The sequence below is a fragment of the Pseudomonas baltica genome (genome assembly GCF_031880315.1).
Classification (GTDB): Bacteria; Pseudomonadota; Gammaproteobacteria; order Pseudomonadales; family Pseudomonadaceae; genus Aquipseudomonas.
In genome coordinates this window covers 2,677,339-2,695,847 of sequence record NZ_CP134771.1, presented here as the reverse complement: position 1 = coordinate 2,695,847, position 18,509 = coordinate 2,677,339, and the positions used below count along the sequence as shown (strand labels likewise).

Genomic DNA, 18,509 nt, shown 5'->3' with positions numbered 1-18,509 from the left:
ATTTCACTATAGGCGGCACGCGCTAATGCCGCCTAGCTTGCCTTGAATTGTGGCAAAGGGCCAGACCCGATGATCGTCAGTTGGCGGCGATTGCGCCATTCTTGACGCAAAGCAGCGTTGCCCAGGTTTTATAGTGGGGTCAGCATATTCATCACGGTGTCCAGGGCATTACGCGTATCGTCCAGTTGCACCAGCGAAGCATGCCGAGCCCCCAGCGCGTCACGGTTCTTGATGGCGGTGAGGATGGCCTTGTGCCGTGGCAAGGTGAGTTCTTGCACGTTGGGCCGCTGGTTAGTGACATTGATCGACTCACGCAGGGGCAGCGAGAGCATGTTGCACATATAAGCGAGCAGATCATTGTGAGTGGCGTCGGCGATGGCGCGATGGAAATCCAGGTCGGCCTGCAGACGCACTTCGTGGGTTTGCGCGCCTTCCATGCGCTGATACGCCTGGGTGATGGTGTCGATATCCGCCTCGGTGGCGGTGTTCGCGGCCATGGCGGCGATTTCCGGCTCGAGCACCCGGCGTACCCCGGCCAAGGTGTTGAAGAACTCGCTGTGGGGCGTCGACTGCATCAGCCAGAACAGCACGTCCGGATCCAGCAGATGCCATTCCGCGCGGGGCCGCACCACGGTGCCGACCCGCGGCTTGGAAGACACCAGGCCCTTGGCGCTGAGCACCCGCGTGGCCTCGCGCAGCACCGGCCGGCTGACCTGGTATTCCTCGCACAGGCTCGACTCCAGCGGCAGCTTGTGTTCAGGCTTGAAGCGCCCGGAAACAATGTGCATGCCTAGCTCCTGGACGATCTGGGCATGCATGCTCTTGCGCGGTTTTGGAGCCTGATAATCCATAGCGAGGGGAGTGTCTCTGGCTAAATACCGGGCATCATAGCATCGCCGTCGGAGGGGATTTCGACGAAAACGCGGCCCCCTGTGGGAGCGAGCGCTGCTCGCTAGGGGCGTTATGCGGTGTAAGGGCCGGCTTCTTCGCTCGCAACGTTCGCTCCCACAGGGTTTGATGTGCCTCAGTGAGAATGCCGCGGCACCGCCGAGCCGCGGCACCCGACCAGGAAGTCGAAGTCGCAACCCTGATCGGCCTGCAGCACATGATCGACGTACAAGCGTGCGTAGCCGCTGGAGAAGATGTTGGCGCTGGTGTCCGGTTGCAAATCGCTGAGGCGTGCGGCCAGCTCCGCGTCGCTGATATCCAGATGCAGGCGGCCACCGGCGCAATCGAGCTCGATGAAATCGCCGTTGCGCACGGCTGCCAACGGGCCACCGGCGGCTGCTTCCGGGGCGACGTGCAACACCACGGTGCCATAGGCGGTGCCGCTCATGCGCGCATCCGATATGCGCACCATGTCGCTCACGCCTTTGGCCAGCACCTTGGGCGGCAGGCCCATGTTGCCGACTTCGGCCATACCGGGGTAACCCTTGGGGCCGGCATTCTTGAGCACCAGCACGCAGGTTTCATCGACATCCAGGTCGGGGTCGGCGATGCGGGCCTTGTAGTCGTCGAAGTTCTCGAACACCACCGCGCGGCCGCGATGCTGCATCAGTGCCGGGGTCGCCGCCGAGGGCTTGAGCACCGCGCCCCGTGGCGACAGGTTGCCGCGCAGGATACACAGGCCACCGTCGGCGACCAGCGGCTTGTCGAGGGGGCGGATCACTTCGTCGTTGTACTGCGGCGACGCCTGGCAGTTCTTCCACAAGCTCTGACCGTTGGCGGTCAGCGCCTCGGGGTTGGGCAACAGGCCGGCCTCGCCGAGACGACGGATCACCGCCGGCAGGCCGCCCGCGTAGTAGAACTCCTCCATCAAAAAGCGCCCCGAGGGCTGCAGATCGACGATGGTCGGTGTGCCGCGGCCGATGCGGGTCCAGTCTTCGAGGTCGAGCTCGACGCCAATGCGCCCGGCAATGGCCTTGAGGTGAATGACGGCGTTGGTCGAGCCACCGATGGCGGCGTTGATGCGGATAGCGTTCTCGAACGCCGCCTTGGTGAGGATTTTCGACAGGCGCAGATCTTCGCGGACCATGTCGACGATACGCATGCCCGACAGGTGCGCAAGCACATAGCGGCGCGAGTCCACGGCGGGGATGGCCGCGTTGTGCGGCAACGAGGTGCCCAGCGCTTCGGCCATGCAGGCCATGGTCGAGGCGGTGCCCATGGTGTTGCAGGTGCCGGCCGAGCGCGACATGCCGGCTTCGGCGGAGAGGAACTCGTCCAGGCTGATCTGCCCGCCTTTATAGGCTTCGTGCATTTGCCAGACCACCGTGCCGGAGCCGATGTCCTTGCCGTGGTGCTTGCCGTTGAGCATCGGCCCGCCGGTGACCACGATGGCCGGCACGTCGCAGCTGGCAGCGCCCATCAGCAGGGCAGGGGTGGTCTTGTCGCAACCAGTGAGCAGCACCACGCCGTCGATCGGGTTGCCGCGGATGGCTTCTTCGACATCCATGCTGGCGAGGTTGCGGGTGAGCATGGCGGTCGGGCGCAGGTTCGATTCTCCGCTGGAGAACACCGGGAACTCCACCGGAAAGCCGCCGGCCTCGAGTACACCTTTCTTCACGTGTTCGGCGATCTTGCGGAAGTGGGCGTTGCAGGGGGTCAGCTCCGACCAGGTGTTGCAGATGCCGATGATGGGTTTGCCCTGGAATTCGTGGTCCGGGATCCCTTGGTTTTTCATCCAGCTGCGGTACATGAAGCCGTTCTTGTCGGCGGTACCGAACCATTGCGCGGAGCGAAGCGGAGTCTTTTTGTCGGTCATGGCACGGATCACTCTTATTGTATGACTATATTGGAGAGCTATAGGGCGACTTTACCGGATAAAAAACCGTTTTGAAACGATTGCGGGCTAAATAGTAATACTATATTGTCTTTGCACTTGACCCGTGTCGTTGCGGTACGGGTGCTGGCCTCTTCGCCGCCGCCGCATGCAAGCTCGCTCCCACAGGTTTGACTCAATACCGTGGCTTGGCTTTCGCGCGAATGAGGCCCGTGCCGCCTGACTAGAGCCATGAAGCCTTGCGCAGATCGGCACTGCGAGCGGTCGGTAAAACGCTTCCATCCATTACAAAAATAATTATGGAGAAGACTATGCATCCGGAAGCTCGGATCATTCGCACGCTCACGCTCAGGTTGATCCCCTTCCTGGTGCTGCTGTACCTCGTCGCCTACGTCGACCGCTCGGCGGTGGGCTTCGCCAAGCTGCACATGAATACCGATCTCGGTATCAGCGATATAGCCTACGGTTTCGGCGCAGGGCTGTTCTTCATCGGCTATTTCCTTTTCGAAGTCCCCAGCAATCTGTTGCTGGAGCGCTTTGGCGCGCGCCGTTGGTTCGCGCGGATCCTCATCACCTGGGGCGCGATCACGGTAGGGATGGCCTTCGTCCAAGGCTCGCAGAGCTTCTATGTCATGCGGTTTCTGCTGGGCGCGGCGGAGGCGGGATTCTTCCCCGGGGTGCTGTACTACATCACCCGCTGGTTCCCAGTGCGCAACCGCGGCAAGGTGCTGGGGTTCTTCATTCTGTCGCAGCCCCTCGCGCTGCTAGTGACCGGGCCCTTGGCGGGCGGCTTGCTGGGGCTCGATGGGGTGCAGGGGCTGGCCGGCTGGCAGTGGCTGTTCATCGCCATCGGTGCACCGGCCATCGTGCTGGCCTGGCCAACCTTGAAGTTTCTGCCTGATACGCCGAAGGATGCACGTTGGCTGCCAGAGGCGGATCGCCAATGGTTGCTGGCTGAACTGGAGAGCGATCGCAAGCAGTACGGTCAGACCGAGCACAGCAACCCGCTGCGCGCGCTGACCGATCGCCGGGTGCTGATCCTGGCGCTGTTGTACCTGCCGGGCACGCTCAGCATCTATGGCTTGAGCATGTGGTTGCCGACTCTGGTGCATCAGTTTGGCGGCAGCGACCTGACCACCGGCTTCGTCTCGGCCATTCCCTATCTGTTCGGCGTGATCGGCTTGTTGCTCGTGCCGCGCAGCTCCGACCGCTTGAACGACCGTTACGGCCACCTCACCGTGCTGTATATGCTGGGCGCACTAGGGCTGTTTCTGAGCGCCTGGTTCGCCTTGCCGAGCCTGCAACTGGCAGCGCTGTGCCTGGCGGCGTTCAGCCTGTTCTCGGTGACGGCGATTTTCTGGATTCTGCCAGGGCGTTTTCTGTCCGGTGCCTCAGCCGCTGCGGGTATCGCCTTGATCAATTCGTTTGGCAACCTGGGCGGCTATATCGGCCCGTTCGGGATCGGCGCCTTGAAGGAGTACACCGGGAGCTTGTCGTCGGGGCTGTATTTTCTGTCGGCGGTAATGCTCAGCGGCGTGGTGCTGACCTGGATCGTCTATGCGCGACTGGAGAAAAAGGCCGTAGCACCTGTAGCGGCGGGGCTCGCCCCCGATCCGGCCCCCCAGACACCTCGATAAGACGGTATTTCTCGGCGGCGAGCCGCCTCGCAACTTGGTGTTAGACTCAGACGGCGTCCCGCCTTAGGGGCGCCGTTCGTCGTTTATGCCGAGAGCAGTTTTGGCCTATAAAGGCGGCTGACTACCCTAGAGTCAGTTAAAAGCGTTTGTTTCCCCTCATCGCGAATAGTCGCCCCTGTGCTTTTGTCTTATGCTTCGCGCCTATTTTCACCGTTCCAGCGAGGTCCAGATTTTGGCTCAATACGTTTACACCATGCATCGGCTGAGCAAAGTTGTTCCGCCGAAGCGGGAAATCCTCAAGAACATCTCCCTGTCCTTTTTCCCAGGCGCCAAGATCGGCGTGCTGGGCCTCAACGGTTCGGGCAAGTCCACGCTGCTGAAGATCATGGCCGGCGTCGACAAGGAGTTCGACGGCGAAGCCCGGCCGATGCCTGAGCTGAACGTCGGCTACCTGCCGCAGGAACCGCAGCTGGACCCGAGCAAGACCGTGCGTGAAGTGGTCGAAGAGGCCGTCGCAGTGATCAAGAACGCCCAGGCACGCCTGGACGAGGTCTACGCCGCCTACGCTGACGAAGACGCCGATTTCGACAAGCTGGCCGCCGAGCAGGCCAAGCTTGAAGCCATCTTGCAGGCCAGCGATGGTCACAATCTGGAGCGCCAGCTGGAAGTCGCCGCCGATGCGCTGCGCCTGCCAGCCTGGGATGCAAAGATCGAGCACCTGTCCGGTGGTGAAAAGCGCCGTGTGGCCCTGTGCCGCCTGCTGCTGTCGGCTCCGGACATGCTGCTGCTCGACGAACCGACCAACCACCTGGACGCCGACTCCGTTGCCTGGCTGGAGCACTTCCTGCACGACTTCCCGGGTACTGTGGTCGCGATCACGCACGACCGTTACTTCCTCGACAACGTCGCCGGCTGGATCCTGGAGCTCGACCGCGGCGCCGGTATCCCGTACGAAGGCAACTATTCGGGCTGGCTCGAAGCCAAGTCGGATCGTCTGGCCCAGGAATCCAAGCAGCAATCGGCCCATGAAAAGGCCATGAAGGAAGAACTGGAGTGGGTGCGCCAAGGCGCCAAGGCCCGCCAGTCGAAATCCAAGGCACGTCTGCAGCGCTTCGAAGAGATGCAGTCGCAGGAATTCCAGAAGCGCAGCGAAACCAACGAGATCTACATCCCGGCCGGGCCGCGTCTGGGCGACAAGGTCATCGAGTTCAAGAACGTCAGCAAGGGCTACGGCGACCGCGTATTGATCGACAACCTGTCGTTCGTGATGCCCAAGGGCGCAATCGTCGGCGTGATCGGCGGTAACGGTGCCGGTAAATCGACCCTGTTCCGCATGCTGATGGGCAAGGAACAGCCGGATTCGGGTTCCATCGAGGTGGGCGAAACCGTGCAGCTGGCCTGCGTGGATCAAAGCCGCGACGATCTGGACGGCAGCAAGACGGTGTTCCAGCAGATTTCCGACGGCTCCGATCAGATCCGCATCGGCAACTACGAAATCCCTTCGCGCACCTACGTGGGCCGTTTCAACTTCAAGGGCGGCGACCAGCAGAAGTTCGTCAAGGACCTTTCCGGTGGTGAGCGTGGACGCCTGCATCTGGCGCTGACGCTGAAGGAGGGTGGTAACGTCCTGCTGCTCGACGAACCGTCAAACGACCTTGACGTCGAGACCCTGCGTTCGTTGGAAGAAGCGCTGCTGGACTTCCCGGGCGCCGCCATTGTGATCTCTCACGATCGCTGGTTCCTGGACCGTGTGGCGACCCACATCCTGGCTTACGAGGACGACTCACAGGCGGTGTTCTTCGAGGGTAACTACACCGAGTACGAGGCCGATCGCAAGAAGCGCCTCGGTGAAGCAGCGGCGCAACCGCACCGCGTGCGTCACAAGAAGCTGGCGTAACACCGGCTGGCGGCGGTACGCATACCGCCGCCTTCGCCAGCAAGCTGTGCTGCGGCAGTGCAAACGGATCCAGAATCGTACGTCTGTGGGAGCAAGGCTTGCCTGAGAAGGGGCTCGCCCAGGCGCTACGAATTCAAGGTGTGACCGAAATCTCGGTCACTTCCAGAGTCACGTTCCCCGCGGGACGTTCCCACAGCACCTCATCACCTACCGCTGCACCCAGTAGCGCTCGCCCCAGCGGCGACGCCCAGTTGATCAACCCCAACGCGACATCGGCCTGATCCTCGCCCACCAGGCATACCTGCTGCTGCGCGCCGGTTTCATCGACGAAGGTCGCCCAGCTGCCAATCTGAATGGTTTCGGTGCAGGTCACCGGCGGTACCAGCTGCGCGCTCTGCATCCGCTGCTGGAAGTAGCGCAGGTCGCGCTCGAGTTCGGCAACCAATTGCTGGTCGGCCTTGTCGCCGCAGGTTGCCTGTTCGGCGTGCAGCTCCTGCACTTCATCCACTCGGGCGCGCAATTGCGCCATCCCGCTCTCGGTCACGTAATTGGGTTGCATGCTGATCGGTCGTTCCACCGGAGGGCTGGCGTGCGCGGTGGCGTGATCTTCGTTGACGAATGCGCGGCTCATGGCAAGTCTCCAAGTCGAGTTTGGTCGATGCCTGTGGTGTATGGCGCTCCTGCCCGCAGGAGATTCCATGGTGCTTAGGCAACCTTGTAGCGTGGGGGATGGCCCCCATGGCAGCACGTCAGCCGGGCAGATGAAGCAGGCTGACCGCAATGGCATGCTTGCCCCTCGCGATGGGGCCGACGTGCCGAAAAACCATAATTGCTTGTAACTTTTTTTGGCGCATTGAACGCCGGTTACATAAACTTGGGCAGGCGAAACGATCAATAAGTTGCATCCAGATACGTGTTATCTATCAGTGTGACCGATAGGCTCTGGCTTCGCCCTGGGCTTTCTCCTGGTCCCAGTTGCGATCTCGATCACTCCAGAAATGCTGGTCGAACTGCTGTTTGTCGCTATTGGTCAACTGCGCCTGGCATTGCCGGAAGCCATCGTCCCAACCGCCGCTATAAAAGGTTTCGCTGGTATAGCGCGGTACGTCCTTGTTGAAAGTGGCCATCGCCCCCGCTGCCTGGCGTCCGCTGCCGCAGCCGTCCTTGTAGCCATCGGCATAGGCGGGCGGGTAGCCACGAGACAACAAATCATCATGGGTCGATTGGCACCCTGCCAGTGCGGCCAGCACCGTCAAGACTCCAGCTAACGACAACAACGCGACTTTACTACTGTGCCGGCGCATGTTTGATGCTCCCGATAGACCACAGCCAGTGCAGCGCCGAAAAGCACTGCACCTGTGGTTGATTATAGACGGCGGGAGTGTGGCGGCGGATCTGGCGACAGTCGGTCAAGTAATTGTCAAAAAACTGTATTGCACATCGCCCTGGCGAGGGGACGAGCCCCCTCGCGCAGAGTTCGCAGTGGGTTTAGTAGTGATACCACTTGAGCGATACCATCACCTCGTTCTGCGCCGAGGTCAGCCCGCTGAACTGGCGTTGGGCGCTCAGGCGCAGGCCCAGGTTGCGGCTCAATTCCCACTGCTGATTCAGGCTTAGGGTGCGGCGCACCTCGCCGTTGAGGAAGTAATCCCCTTGCGCTTCGACGCTGAAGTTGCCCAGCGGATTGCGCCACAGCAAGCCAGTATCGAACCCCGCCGCAGGGCTGATGAAGGCGTCGAAATCGGCGTTGTGCTCGACCCTCACGGTGCCCAGCGCGAAGCCCAGCGTTTGCTCGCTCAGCTGCCAGGTACCGCCCGCGCCACCGTTGACATGGCTGACCAGGGTTTCGTCGCCGTGCTTGCTCAGCACCCGCTCCAGCCCGCTGCTCACCTGCCAGGACAGCGGCTGGAGCATTTGATTACGCGGCGTCAGCGAGCGAATGGTGGCCAGATCCAGACGCTGCAGCTGCCATTGGTTGCCCTCGTACTGGCGCACCTTGAGCCCGAGAATCTCGATCTGCGCGCCCAGTGGGAAACCATAGGCGTTGTCGTTGAGGTCGTGATAAGCCATGCGCAGGCCATATTCGGCGTAAGCACGGTCGTCGCGGCTGCCCGCGCCAAGTTCCCAAGTTCGCGAGTCGTGGCCGTTTTCCGGCAGGCCTGGACGTTCCAGGGTGAGCGGTGGTGGCGGATTCTGGTTGATGGCGCGCAGCAGTTCGAAGCTGCGCCGGGTACGTGCCGGATCGCGCTCCTGCCCGGTCGCTCGGTAGCGTTCGAGGCGAAACGCGGTGTCCTGGATCAACGCTTGGCGCGCCTTGGGCAACGCAACAAACGCCGGGTTTTGCAGTTGGCCGGTCTCTTCGCTGAGCGCTAGTGCCTGCGCTTGCTCCGCGCTGCTCAGCGGCTTGGCGCGCCCCAGCAGTTCGCGTTCGCGAGACGGGCGGTAATTGATCTTGTCGACCAGGCCAGCGTCTTTGACCGCCTTGACCGTATCGGTGGGGATCGCCGTCAGCGGGAATTGATCGGTCAGGTGCAGCCCCGGTCGCGCTACTTGCAGCAACTCCAGCAAGCGGTACGAGCAGTTTTCGTCGAAGAAGAAGTAGTCGAAGCGTACCTGCTGCAGCTCCCAGACATGCTCGACCATGCGCGCGGTTTCGGTCGGCGTCAGGTTAAGTCGGTATTCCCACAGATCGCGGTTTTCAAGGCGGCTGTATTCGGCGAGTTTCTGCTGATAGGGCACCATCGAGAACAGGCCGGGATAGCCCCCCGCCAAGCCCTTCCAGGCATACAGGATGCTGTTGTCGCTGCCCTCGATATAAGCGCCGAAGTTGATCGCGTAGCTGAGCAGCGCGGTCTTGTCGGTTTCGACATCGGCCTGATCGACCCGCAGCAGGGTATGGCCGAACATCGACGACGGGCTGTTGAGGTAGGCCGCCGGAAAAATCAGCACCGTGCTGTGCGGCGAGACATCCTTGAACCAATCGTTGAAACCCTTGCAGTCGACCGTCGGCAGGTCAGTGAGATGCAGTTGGTCGCGCAGCCAGCGAGTGCGGGCCGGATACACGCATTGCGCCTGCTTGTCGCCCAGCGTCGGTGAATCGTAGAGCGCTTGCAGCGTGGCTTGCAGCTCTTGATCCGGATGATGGGCGCCGTCAGCGGCGAGGAAGAATTTGGCATCGTCGACATAGCTGCGCCAGCCGCCGAACTTGCCGGGGGTGTAATGCCCCAAGGCAATCCAGTACGGATCTTTGGCCAGTTGCTGAAGATGGGTAGAGTCCACCGCCGTGGCGGCATGCAGAGGGGCACAGGCACAGAGCGCCAGATAGGCGAGGCGTTTGAGCATGGAGGTGGCGGCGTCCGGAAATCGAAAGTCTATTATGCGGATTCAAATGTAGCGAGGGGGCTTGCCCCCGAATACGGCCCATCAGTCACTACTATGTTGGCTGGCGGGTCGCAATCGGGGGGCAAGCCCCCTCGCTACAGATGTTTCAATTACGCTTGGGTAGCGTATTTGGCCAGGCGTGGATCGCCTTTGATCACAGCCAGGGTGTTGTTGTGTACATCTTCGGCAGTCGCTTCGCTGCTGGTGAAGATCTGCTGGAAGTGCTGGTGAGTGACGGATTCGAAGTAAGTGCGATCTTCCGGCGCAACACCCATGACCACTGCATAGGTGGTCAGCGCTTCGCCTTGACCCTTGGCCATGTCTTCGGAAAGCTCATCCATCATGCCGTTCATGGCCAGCCACGATTTGCCGCCGTAGGTCAGTGGCGCATTGGTGGAGCAGCCGTTGGTGCCGGAGGTCATGCCGAAGGTGGCGTTGCCCGAGGAACCGTTGGTGGTGGAGGCCAGGAAGTGCGCAGGGGTGCCGCGCTGGCCCTCGAACAGCAAGTTGCCCCAGCCGCAATCCGGACCGCCTGGCGCTTGGGCCATGGCATTGAGAGAGGCGGCGGCTAACAGAGTACCCAGAAGAATCCGTTTCATAGCGTTTATCTCTTTGTGTGTTGATCAAGGTCGGTTGGCCAGTACAGCTGCAGGCCCAGGGCTGGTTATCGATCCAGCCGCGAAGGTTGGAGTTTAGGCACGATCTTCAGGTTCCGCGTTTAATTGCAAATTATTGCTAGAAATTTTCGGGTTAAAGCCAATCTCTACCTTGACGCGGATATGTTTCAAAACTGTGCGATGTGCCTTGCCAGCCGTTGCCGAGCGGCGCCAGAATGCCGTCATCTGCCCCGCCGAAGTAAGGAAGCCCGATGCCTGATCCTGTAGCTGCCAGCCTGCGTCTTGCGCCCGAGGCGCTGACGCGCCCGTTCTCCGCTGAACAGTTCAGCTTCTCTACCACCAATGATCTGGAGCCTTTTCGCGGTGTACTGGGGCAGGAGCGCGCTGTCGAAGCCCTGCAATTCGGGGTGGCCATGCCGCGCCCTGGTTACAACGTATTCGTCATGGGGGAGCCGGGCACCGGCCGTTTCTCGTTCGTCAAACGCTACCTCAAGGCCGAGGGCAAGCGCCTGCAAACCCCGTCGGACTGGGTGTACGTCAACCATTTCGACGAGCCCCGCGAACCTCGCGCCCTGGAGTTGCCACCCGGCACTGCGGCGGATTTCATCGCCGACATCGGCGTGCTGATCGATAACCTGGTATCGACGTTCCCCGCGGTGTTCGAGCATCCGTCGTTCCAGCAGCGCAAGAGCGCCATCGATCGCGCCTTCAATCAGCGTTACGACCGGGCGTTGGACGTTATTGAACGCTTGTCGCTGGAAAAAGACGTCGCCCTCTATCGCGACAGCAGCAACATCGCGTTCACGCCGATGCTCGACGGCAAGGCCTTGGACGAGGCCGAATTCGCGCAACTGCCCGAGGCCGATCGCGACCGTTTCCATAAGGACATCTCCGACCTCGAAGAGCGTCTCAACGAGGAGCTGGCCAGCCTGCCGCAGTGGAAGCGCGAGTCGGGCAATCAGTTGCGCGAGCTGAACGAAGAAACCATCACCCTGGCGCTGCAGCCATTGCTCTCGCCGTTGTCGGAAAAGTACGCCGAAAACGCCGGGGTCTGTGCGTATCTGCAGGCCATGCAGGTGTACCTGCTCAAGACTGTGGTCGAGCAACTGGTCGACGACAGCAAGATCGACGCCCAGGCGCGCAAGCTGCTCGAAGAGCAGTACAGCCCCAGCCTGGTGGTCGGCCATCACTTCAGCGGTGGCGCGCCAGTGGTGTTCGAGCCGCACCCGACCTACGACAACCTGTTCGGCCGTATCGAGTACAGCACCGACCAGGGCGCGCTCTATACCACCTATCGGCAGCTGCGCCCCGGCGCACTGCACCGCGCCAATGGCGGCTTCCTGATTCTGGAAGCCGAGAAAATGCTTGGCGAGCCGTTCGTGTGGGATGCGCTCAAGCGCGCCCTGCAATCGCGCAAGCTGAAGATGGAATCGCCACTGGGCGAGTACGGTCGCCTCGCCACCGTGACCCTCACGCCGCAGCACATTCCGTTGCAGGTGAAGGTGATCATCATCGGTTCGCGCCAGCTGTACTACGCGCTGCAGGATCACGATTCGGACTTCCAGGAGATGTTCCGGGTGCTGGTGGATTTCGATGAAGACATCGCCATGCACGACGACAGCCTCGAGCAGTTCGCGCAGTTGCTCAAGACCCGTACTTCGGAGGAGGGCATGGCGCCGCTGACGGCTGATGCGGTGGCGCGCCTGGCCACCTACAGTGCACGCCTGGCCGAGCACCAGGGGCGTTTGTCGGCGCGTATCGGCGATCTGTTCCAATTGGTCAGCGAAGCGGATTTCATTCGCCATCTGGCCAACGACGAAATGACCGACGCCGGCCATATCGAGCGCGCGCTCAAGGCCAAGGCCACGCGCACCGGGCGGGTGTCGGCGCGCATTCTGGATGACATGCTGGCGGGGATCATTCTGATCGACACTGCGGGCGCGGCGGTGGGCAAGTGCAACGGCCTGACTGTGCTGGAAGTCGGTGACTCGGCGTTTGGCGTGCCGGCGCGGATCTCGGCGACGGTGTACCCCGGCGGCAGCGGCATCGTCGATATCGAGCGCGAGGTCAACCTGGGGCAGCCGATCCATTCCAAGGGGGTGATGATCCTCACCGGGTATCTGGGCAGCCGGTATGCCCAGGAATTCCCGTTGGCGATTTCGGCCAGTATCGCGCTTGAGCAGTCTTACGGTTACGTGGACGGCGACAGTGCGTCGCTGGGCGAGGCGTGCACACTGATTTCGGCGCTGTCGAAGACGCCGCTCAAGCAGTGCTTCGCCATCACCGGCTCGATCAATCAGTTCGGTGAAGTGCAGGCGGTGGGTGGGGTCAACGAGAAAATCGAAGGCTTCTTCCGCCTTTGCGAAGCCCGCGGCCTGACCGGCGAGCAAGGGGCGATCATTCCCCAGGCCAACGTCGCCACATTGATGCTTGACGAGCGGGTGTTGCAGGCCGTACGCGCAGGCCAATTCCATGTGTATGCAGTGCGCCAGGCCGATGAAGCCCTGAGCCTGCTGGTGGGCGAGCCTGCCGGTGAGCCGAACGCCGAGGGGGAATTCCCGGAAGGCAGCGTCAATGCCAGGGTGGTGGAGCGCCTGCGGGCGATTGCCGAGATGATCAGCGAGGAGGACCTCAAGGAGGCCGAGAAGGAAGCCGCTGTGGAGGCGTTGGTGGAGGTCAAACCAACGCTGTAGAAGCAATGCTTGTTGGCGAAGACGTCAGCTGCACCCGCGAATGGCCGGCGATTTGCGCCGGCCTTGACGGCCTCTTCGCGAGCAAGCTTCACTCCCACAGGTGTACGACTCAGGACCAGTCCACTCTGTGGGAGCAAAGCTTGCCCGCGAAGGGGCCAGTCTTTTGGAGCAAATCCATAGAGTCTTGCTGAGAGGCGAGGCTTGAGCATTTCAAGCGTCAGCCTCCCGCTGCCTGACCATTCGGCGCCCGCCGATGCCATGCATTGGCCATACTCGAAATTTTCCTCTATTCTGCAAAGAGATCTCCACTGGTCGTCGGAGCGAACCGACCTTTGCCGCGAACGCGTTGAAGGTTGAAAGCAGGCCCTCCCGAGGAACGACGCCATGCCGCGCAACCTCTGCCTCACTCGCCAATGCCTGGGTCTGGTGACCCGCATTGAATGCAGTATCCGCCCGCTGACGGGCGAAAACGGTTTGTGGACCTTGCTGTTTGCCGCTGGCATGAGCGGCGAGCAACCCACTGCACTGAAATCCCAGGGCCCCTTTAACGGTCCGCAAGCTGCCGAGTCGGTACTGACAGCTATTGTCGACAGCCTGACGCTGCATGGTTATTGCGTTGAGGAACAGGCGCCGCCGATCTGGTCGCTGCACCTGCAAGCGCAATGGCGCAAGGTGTGTGGCGGCCACACGGGTGGCCTGTCGCTGGGCTAGCGAAGCTTTGAGGGGCGGGAAACAATTGGTGACAGAGTCATACTGCCTCGCCCAGAGCTGCGGCGATCGTGCCGGCCCGCGTGTCTTGGGCTGTCGGCCTGTTGGCTGCAGTATTGCGGCTGTGACTACAGGTCGCACCTGTTTGAAACATCCATCGTTATAATCGGGGCCATTTTCAATCGCTCTGTGAGTTGCAATGGAACGTTTTGTCGAAAAAACCATGTACGCCTCGCGCTGGTTGCTGGCGCCGATCTATCTGGGGCTGTCGCTGGGCCTGCTGGCACTGGCAGTGAAGTTTTTCCAGGAAATCATTCATGTCATGCCGCTGTTGCTGGAAACCTCCGAGGCTGACCTGATTCTGCTGCTGTTGTCGTTGATCGACATGGCACTGGTCGGCGGCCTGCTGGTGATGGTGATGATCAGCGGCTATGAGAACTTCGTCTCGCAACTCGATATCGATGACGACGCCGAGAAGCTCAGTTGGCTCGGCAAGATGGACTCGACCTCGCTGAAAGCCAAGGTTGCAGCGTCGATCGTGGCCATTTCGTCGATTCATCTGTTGCGGGTGTTCATGGACGCCGCCAACCTCGAAGTGGAACATTTGAAGTGGTACGTGATCATCCATATGACGTTTGTGGTGTCGGCGTTCGCCATGGGCTACCTGGACAAGCTGACCAAGCATTGATCCAGTCATTTATCGGGTGACGAGGGGACGGGATGAATCTGCAGGAATTGACTGAGCACGTTCACGCTGGCCGTGTCGATGAGCTGAACCTCATCTCCATCGAAGGCGGTATCTATCTGCTGGAGGTGCGCCACGGTGAGCGCGCCCATCCCCTCAACGACGCCAAGGGCAGGGCAGTGCGGCTCCGCTCGGTGGAGCATGCGCGGACGTTTCTGGAGAACGTGCCAGTCGTGCCCTTTCATCTGGTGCACGCCAGTGCTCATGATGAGATGTGCGGACTGGGCAGTCGCGCCGACGAGCCGTTGAAGGTGGCTATCTCTTTGCGTTCGGCGCTGTATCGCTGAAACGCCCGAGTGAGTAGGCAGGCGGGTTACAGGCGCTGGTGCTGAATCCTGGTGGCGCTCTGTGCTAGTCTGCTCGCCCTTTTGATCAAGGGCGCAGCGGCTGCTGACCAGCCCATTGCGACCCTTCTGCGGAGCGAAGACATGTCCGAAGTAAACCTGTCGACCGACGAAACCCGTGTCAGCTACGGCATCGGCCGTCAGCTGGGTGACCAGCTGCGCGACAACCCGCCACCGGGTGTTGCCCTGGACGCCATCCTGGCCGGTCTGACCGACGCCTTCAACGCGCTGCCGAGCCGTGTCAGCCAGGAAGACCTGTCCGCCAGCTTCAAGGTGATCCGCGAAATCATGCAGGCCGAGGCCGCCGTCAAGGCCGAAGCCGCCGCAGGTGAAGGCCTGGCGTTCCTGGCTGAAAACGCCAAGCGCGATGGCATCACCACTCTGGCCTCGGGCCTTCAGTTCGAAGTGCTGACCGCCGGTGAGGGCGCCAAGCCAAGCCGTGACGACAGCGTGCGCACCCACTACCACGGCACCCTGATCGACGGCACCGTGTTCGACAGCTCTTACGATCGCGGCCAGCCGGCTGAATTCCCGGTCAGTGGTGTGATCGCAGGCTGGACCGAAGCCCTGCAACTGATGAACGCAGGCAGCAAATGGCGCTTGTACGTGCCGAGCGAGCTGGCTTACGGCGCCCAAGGCGTCGGCAGCATTCCGCCGCACAGCGTGCTGGTGTTCGATGTAGAGCTGCTGGACGTTCTGTAAGTAGAACCTGGCGAGTTCGGCTGGCCTCTGCGCCGCCGAACGCGCTCCCTTGCTCCCACATTGTTAGCCGAACCGGCGACGCGCCCCTGTGGGAACAAGGCTTGCCCGCGAAGGCGTCGGCAGCCCTGACAAGAATGCCAGGGCCATGCTGATGGCCTGTTCGCGAGCAAGCTCTCACAGTCTTTCGCTTCAGAAATAATGCTGTGCCTTGGCCGGGAACCCTGCGCCAATCGGGCGCAAAGCCCGCGCATAGCAGAAGAGGAACAGGTTGCGCACCAGCTCCTTGAGGACTACCGGTTCGCTTGAATTCAGCCCGGTCAGGTCCAGATCACCCTGATCACGCAGTTCGTCCAAGGCTTCCTCTTCCAGCACCGCACACACTTCACCGGTTTCGCGGTGAAGAATGCGCAGATAGGGGTGTGGGCGATCCAGCCAGGCGTCGATCAAATAAGTCATGTCTTTCTCCGTGGGAACTTCCTGAAGCACCCAATGAGAATAATTCTTATTCAAATAATAGCAAGTCGCATTTGCAGATTTCTTGCTTCAGATCATTACCGCCTGACGGATGGGATCATACCTTGCGTACGAATTCGGACTTGAGCTTCATGGCCCCGATGCCATCGATCTTGCAATCGATGTCGTGATCGCCATCGCACAGGCGGATGTTCTTGACCTTGGTGCCAACCTTGACCACCAGGGAAGAGCCTTTGACCTTGAGGTCCTTGATGACCGTGACGGTGTCGCCGTCCTGCAGCACGTTGCCTACCGAATCCTTTTTCACCTCGGCGCTACCGGCCGCTTCGCTCTCACCTTGGGCAGACCATTCGTGGGCGCATTCGGGGCAGATCAGCTGGGCGCCGTCTTCGTAGGTGTATTCGGAATTGCAGTTAGGGCAGGGTGGCAAAGTGCTCACAGGTATCCTCGACAAGGCGGCGCAAATAAAGGCGCGCATTGTATAGGGTTTTTGCTGTGACTGCAGGACGGCATATAGCACTGTGGGAGCGAGCTCTGCTCGCGAAGCTTTTAACGGCTTCGCGAGCAGAACTCGCTCCCACAGGGAAAAGACCGGGGCCTTTAGTGCGTGCGTGCGACCGCGAACTCGCTGAGCTCGACCAGGGCGTCGCGGTACTCGCTGGCGGGCAGGGCGTCGAGGCAGGCGATGGCGCGTGCCACGTAATCACGGGCCAGTTGCGCGGTGTAATCCAGCGCCCCTGAGGTTTCGACGGCTTCGCGAATGCTTTCCAGGTCCTCGATGCCGCCTTTCTGGATCGCCCGACGTACCAGCGCTGCCTGTTCGGCAGTGCCTTCACGCATGGTGTAGATCAGCGGCAAGGTCGGCTTGCCCTCGGCCAGGTCGTCGCCGACGTTCTTGCCCAGGGTCTCGGCATCGCCGCGGTAATCGAGCAGGTCGTCGACCAGCTGGAAGGCTACGCCCAGATGATCGCCGAAGGTACGCAGGGCTTCACGCTGGACTTCGCTGGCATCGGCCAGGGCCGCGGCGCTGTGGGTCGAGGCCTCGAAGAGCATCGCCGTCTTGCCGCGGATGACCTCCATGTAAATCTCTTCCGTGGTGCTGGCGTCACGCACCTTGGACAGCTGCAGCACTTCGCCTTCGGCGATGATGCGCGTGGCCTTGGACAGGATGCGCATGACCGGCATCGAGCCTAGCTCGACCATCATTTCGAACGAGCGGGAATAAAGGAAGTCGCCCACCAGTACGCTTGGCGCGTTGCCCCACATGGCGTTGGCGGTCGAACGGCCGCGGCGCATGCCGGACATGTCGACCACATCGTCGTGCAGCAGTGTGGCGGTGTGCAGGAACTCGATGGTGGCCGCCAGCAGATTCAGGTCCGGGCCTTGATGGCCAAGCGCCTTGCCGCACAGCAACACCAGCAGCGGGCGCAGGCGTTTGCCCCCGGCCGAGGTGATGTAATCGCCGATTTTCGACACCAGCGGCACGCGCGACGTCAGCTGCTTCTTGATGATTTCGTCAACGGCGATAAAATCATCCGCCACCGCGCGGTAGAAAGCTTGGGGTTGCATCAGCGAAAGGCGCTCCAGAAGGGTTGCGCGGCATGCTAGGTCGGGGGCGGGAGCCTGTCAAGGCGACACTTTCGACCTCTTGCGCCGCAGGCAAAGCTTACGTACAATCGCGCACCCTGAACTTCCTGGGCATCACCTGCCTTACGCAATTGCATTTGGGCCGTTCCAGCCCCGTGCAGCCATGCCAGCCGACACTCTACTTATAAAGAGCTGGGTGAGCAGGATTATCGGAGAAATACCATGTCTTATGCAGTAATCGTTACTGGCGGCAAGCAGTACAAAGTCGCCCCAGGTGAATACCTGAAGATCGAAAAACTGGAAATCGCCACTGGCGAATCCGTAACTTTTGATCGCGTTCTGTTGGTTGCCAACGGCGACGACGTGAATATCGGTGCTCCAGTCGTTGCTGGCGCTACCGTTGTGGCTGAAGTGATCTCCCAAGGTCGTCACGATAAAGTCCGCATCATCAAGTTCCGTCGTCGTAAGCACCACATGAAGCGTATGGGCCACCGCCAGTGGTACACCGAGATCAAAATCACCGGTATCCAGGCTTAATTCAGCCTCGACACCCTCTACTGGAGTATTGAACTCATGGCACACAAAAAAGCTGGTGGTAGTACCCGTAACGGTCGCGACTCAGAAGCCAAACGCCTTGGCGTGAAGATGTATGGCGGCCAGGCTATCATCCCAGGCAACATCATCGTGCGTCAGCGCGGTACCCAGTTCCACGCCGGTTACGGCGTTGGCATGGGTAAGGATCACACCCTGTTCGCTAAAATCGGCGGCGTGATCAAGTTCGAAGTAAAAGGCGCCTTCGGTCGTCGTTACGTGAGTGTTGTCGCGGCCTGATCGCGTTGACGCTGGAGAAGCCCTGTCTCGCGACGGGGCTTTTTCGTTTGTGGGGTGAGTCTCTTGCAAAGCTGTTTGTATGGGCTGCCGGCGCTGGATTCTACGGTCGTT

Annotated in this window: 18 protein-coding genes; 9 read left to right on the top strand and 9 right to left on the bottom strand. The window is 61.1% G+C overall.

Annotation, left to right across the window (positions count from 1 at the left end):
• Positions 1–128 precede the first annotated feature (128 nt).
• Together REH34_RS11925 and REH34_RS11920 are read right to left on the bottom strand one after the other, a co-directional pair.
• Positions 129–851 carry a FadR/GntR family transcriptional regulator gene (locus tag REH34_RS11925; protein WP_226506381.1) on the bottom strand — a complete coding sequence of 241 codons (723 nt, stop codon included), beginning with the start codon at positions 849–851 and terminating at the stop codon, positions 129–131.
• A gap of 173 nt (positions 852–1,024) precedes the next feature.
• On the bottom strand, positions 1,025–2,764 hold the full coding sequence (locus tag REH34_RS11920; protein WP_226506382.1) for an IlvD/Edd family dehydratase: 1,740 nt from the start codon (positions 2,762–2,764) through the stop codon (positions 1,025–1,027).
• 329 nt (positions 2,765–3,093) lie between these two features.
• Here REH34_RS11920 and REH34_RS11915 point away from each other — a divergent pair, with 329 nt between their 5' ends.
• Both REH34_RS11915 and ettA read left to right on the top strand, forming a co-directional pair.
• Positions 3,094–4,419 carry an MFS transporter gene (locus tag REH34_RS11915; RefSeq protein WP_226506383.1) on the top strand — a complete coding sequence of 442 codons (1,326 nt, stop codon included), beginning with the start codon at positions 3,094–3,096 and terminating at the stop codon, positions 4,417–4,419.
• Positions 4,420–4,651: 232 nt separating this feature from the next.
• A complete protein-coding gene (gene ettA, locus REH34_RS11910) occupies positions 4,652–6,316 on the top strand; it encodes an energy-dependent translational throttle protein EttA (protein WP_226506384.1) in 1,665 nt (554 codons plus the stop codon).
• Positions 6,317–6,449: 133 nt separating this feature from the next.
• Here the strand turns inward: ettA and REH34_RS11905 are convergent, their stop codons facing one another.
• The 4 genes from REH34_RS11905 to REH34_RS11890 form a co-directional block, all read right to left on the bottom strand.
• The gene (locus REH34_RS11905) at positions 6,450–6,947 is read right to left on the bottom strand and encodes a GreA/GreB family elongation factor (RefSeq protein ID WP_226506385.1); all 498 of its coding nucleotides are present in this window, start codon (positions 6,945–6,947) and stop codon (positions 6,450–6,452) included.
• 292 nt (positions 6,948–7,239) lie between these two features.
• Positions 7,240–7,620: a hypothetical protein gene (locus REH34_RS11900; RefSeq protein WP_311971744.1), complete on the bottom strand. Its 381-nt coding sequence runs from the start codon at positions 7,618–7,620 to the stop codon at positions 7,240–7,242.
• Positions 7,621–7,804: 184 nt separating this feature from the next.
• Positions 7,805–9,658: a DUF4105 domain-containing protein gene (locus REH34_RS11895; protein WP_311971742.1), complete on the bottom strand. Its 1,854-nt coding sequence runs from the start codon at positions 9,656–9,658 to the stop codon at positions 7,805–7,807.
• A 149-nt stretch (positions 9,659–9,807) separates the two neighbouring features.
• Positions 9,808–10,296 carry a DUF3015 domain-containing protein gene (locus REH34_RS11890; RefSeq protein WP_226506388.1) on the bottom strand — a complete coding sequence of 163 codons (489 nt, stop codon included), beginning with the start codon at positions 10,294–10,296 and terminating at the stop codon, positions 9,808–9,810.
• A gap of 269 nt (positions 10,297–10,565) precedes the next feature.
• Between REH34_RS11890 and REH34_RS11885 the strand changes: the two genes are divergently transcribed.
• From REH34_RS11885 to REH34_RS11865, 5 genes are all read left to right on the top strand, one after another.
• Positions 10,566–13,007, top strand: a complete 2,442-nt coding sequence (locus REH34_RS11885; RefSeq protein ID WP_226506389.1) for a Lon protease family protein — start codon at positions 10,566–10,568, stop codon at positions 13,005–13,007.
• Positions 13,008–13,391: 384 nt separating this feature from the next.
• Positions 13,392–13,718, top strand: coding sequence for a hypothetical protein (locus REH34_RS11880; protein WP_311971741.1), 327 nt, complete (start codon positions 13,392–13,394; stop codon positions 13,716–13,718).
• A gap of 196 nt (positions 13,719–13,914) precedes the next feature.
• Positions 13,915–14,403: a TIGR00645 family protein gene (locus tag REH34_RS11875; protein WP_226506391.1), complete on the top strand. Its 489-nt coding sequence runs from the start codon at positions 13,915–13,917 to the stop codon at positions 14,401–14,403.
• Positions 14,404–14,435: 32 nt separating this feature from the next.
• Positions 14,436–14,747: a DUF6482 family protein gene (locus REH34_RS11870; protein ID WP_311971740.1), complete on the top strand. Its 312-nt coding sequence runs from the start codon at positions 14,436–14,438 to the stop codon at positions 14,745–14,747.
• Positions 14,748–14,888: 141 nt separating this feature from the next.
• Positions 14,889–15,506, top strand: a complete 618-nt coding sequence (locus REH34_RS11865) for an FKBP-type peptidyl-prolyl cis-trans isomerase (RefSeq protein ID WP_226506393.1) — start codon at positions 14,889–14,891, stop codon at positions 15,504–15,506.
• A 189-nt stretch (positions 15,507–15,695) separates the two neighbouring features.
• Here REH34_RS11865 and REH34_RS11860 read toward each other — a convergent pair whose 3' ends face one another.
• The 3 genes from REH34_RS11860 to REH34_RS11850 all read right to left on the bottom strand — a co-directional run bounded on the left by REH34_RS11860 (position 15,696) and on the right by REH34_RS11850 (position 17,549).
• The gene (locus REH34_RS11860) at positions 15,696–15,962 is read right to left on the bottom strand and encodes a hypothetical protein (RefSeq protein ID WP_226506394.1); all 267 of its coding nucleotides are present in this window, start codon (positions 15,960–15,962) and stop codon (positions 15,696–15,698) included.
• A 115-nt stretch (positions 15,963–16,077) separates the two neighbouring features.
• A complete protein-coding gene (locus tag REH34_RS11855) occupies positions 16,078–16,419 on the bottom strand; it encodes a zinc ribbon domain-containing protein YjdM (protein WP_311971739.1) in 342 nt (113 codons plus the stop codon).
• A 161-nt stretch (positions 16,420–16,580) separates the two neighbouring features.
• Positions 16,581–17,549 carry a polyprenyl synthetase family protein gene (locus tag REH34_RS11850; RefSeq protein ID WP_226506396.1) on the bottom strand — a complete coding sequence of 323 codons (969 nt, stop codon included), beginning with the start codon at positions 17,547–17,549 and terminating at the stop codon, positions 16,581–16,583.
• Positions 17,550–17,789: 240 nt separating this feature from the next.
• On the opposite strand from REH34_RS11850, the gene rplU reads away from it, so the two are divergent.
• Both rplU and rpmA read left to right on the top strand, forming a co-directional pair.
• Positions 17,790–18,104 carry a 50S ribosomal protein L21 gene (gene rplU, locus REH34_RS11845; RefSeq protein WP_003176051.1) on the top strand — a complete coding sequence of 105 codons (315 nt, stop codon included), beginning with the start codon at positions 17,790–17,792 and terminating at the stop codon, positions 18,102–18,104.
• Between the two features lie 36 nt (positions 18,105–18,140).
• A complete protein-coding gene (gene rpmA, locus REH34_RS11840) occupies positions 18,141–18,398 on the top strand; it encodes a 50S ribosomal protein L27 (protein ID WP_226506397.1) in 258 nt (85 codons plus the stop codon).
• Positions 18,399–18,509: the final 111 nt, after the last annotated feature.

Coding starts and splice junctions, on each gene's coding strand:
- REH34_RS11925 (WP_226506381.1), bottom strand. CDS start 851: ATGGATTATCAGGCTCCAAAACCGCGCAAGAGCATGCATGCCCAGATC.
- REH34_RS11920 (WP_226506382.1), bottom strand. CDS start 2,764: ATGACCGACAAAAAGACTCCGCTTCGCTCCGCGCAATGGTTCGGTACC.
- REH34_RS11915 (WP_226506383.1), top strand. CDS start 3,094: ATGCATCCGGAAGCTCGGATCATTCGCACGCTCACGCTCAGGTTGATC.
- REH34_RS11905 (WP_226506385.1), bottom strand. CDS start 6,947: ATGAGCCGCGCATTCGTCAACGAAGATCACGCCACCGCGCACGCCAGC.
- REH34_RS11900 (WP_311971744.1), bottom strand. CDS start 7,620: ATGCGCCGGCACAGTAGTAAAGTCGCGTTGTTGTCGTTAGCTGGAGTC.
- REH34_RS11895 (WP_311971742.1), bottom strand. CDS start 9,658: ATGCTCAAACGCCTCGCCTATCTGGCGCTCTGTGCCTGTGCCCCTCTG.
- REH34_RS11890 (WP_226506388.1), bottom strand. CDS start 10,296: ATGAAACGGATTCTTCTGGGTACTCTGTTAGCCGCCGCCTCTCTCAAT.
- REH34_RS11885 (WP_226506389.1), top strand. CDS start 10,566: ATGCCTGATCCTGTAGCTGCCAGCCTGCGTCTTGCGCCCGAGGCGCTG.
- REH34_RS11880 (WP_311971741.1), top strand. CDS start 13,392: ATGCCGCGCAACCTCTGCCTCACTCGCCAATGCCTGGGTCTGGTGACC.
- REH34_RS11875 (WP_226506391.1), top strand. CDS start 13,915: ATGGAACGTTTTGTCGAAAAAACCATGTACGCCTCGCGCTGGTTGCTG.
- REH34_RS11870 (WP_311971740.1), top strand. CDS start 14,436: ATGAATCTGCAGGAATTGACTGAGCACGTTCACGCTGGCCGTGTCGAT.
- REH34_RS11865 (WP_226506393.1), top strand. CDS start 14,889: ATGTCCGAAGTAAACCTGTCGACCGACGAAACCCGTGTCAGCTACGGC.
- REH34_RS11860 (WP_226506394.1), bottom strand. CDS start 15,962: ATGACTTATTTGATCGACGCCTGGCTGGATCGCCCACACCCCTATCTG.
- REH34_RS11850 (WP_226506396.1), bottom strand. CDS start 17,549: ATGCAACCCCAAGCTTTCTACCGCGCGGTGGCGGATGATTTTATCGCC.
- rplU (WP_003176051.1), top strand. CDS start 17,790: ATGTCTTATGCAGTAATCGTTACTGGCGGCAAGCAGTACAAAGTCGCC.
- rpmA (WP_226506397.1), top strand. CDS start 18,141: ATGGCACACAAAAAAGCTGGTGGTAGTACCCGTAACGGTCGCGACTCA.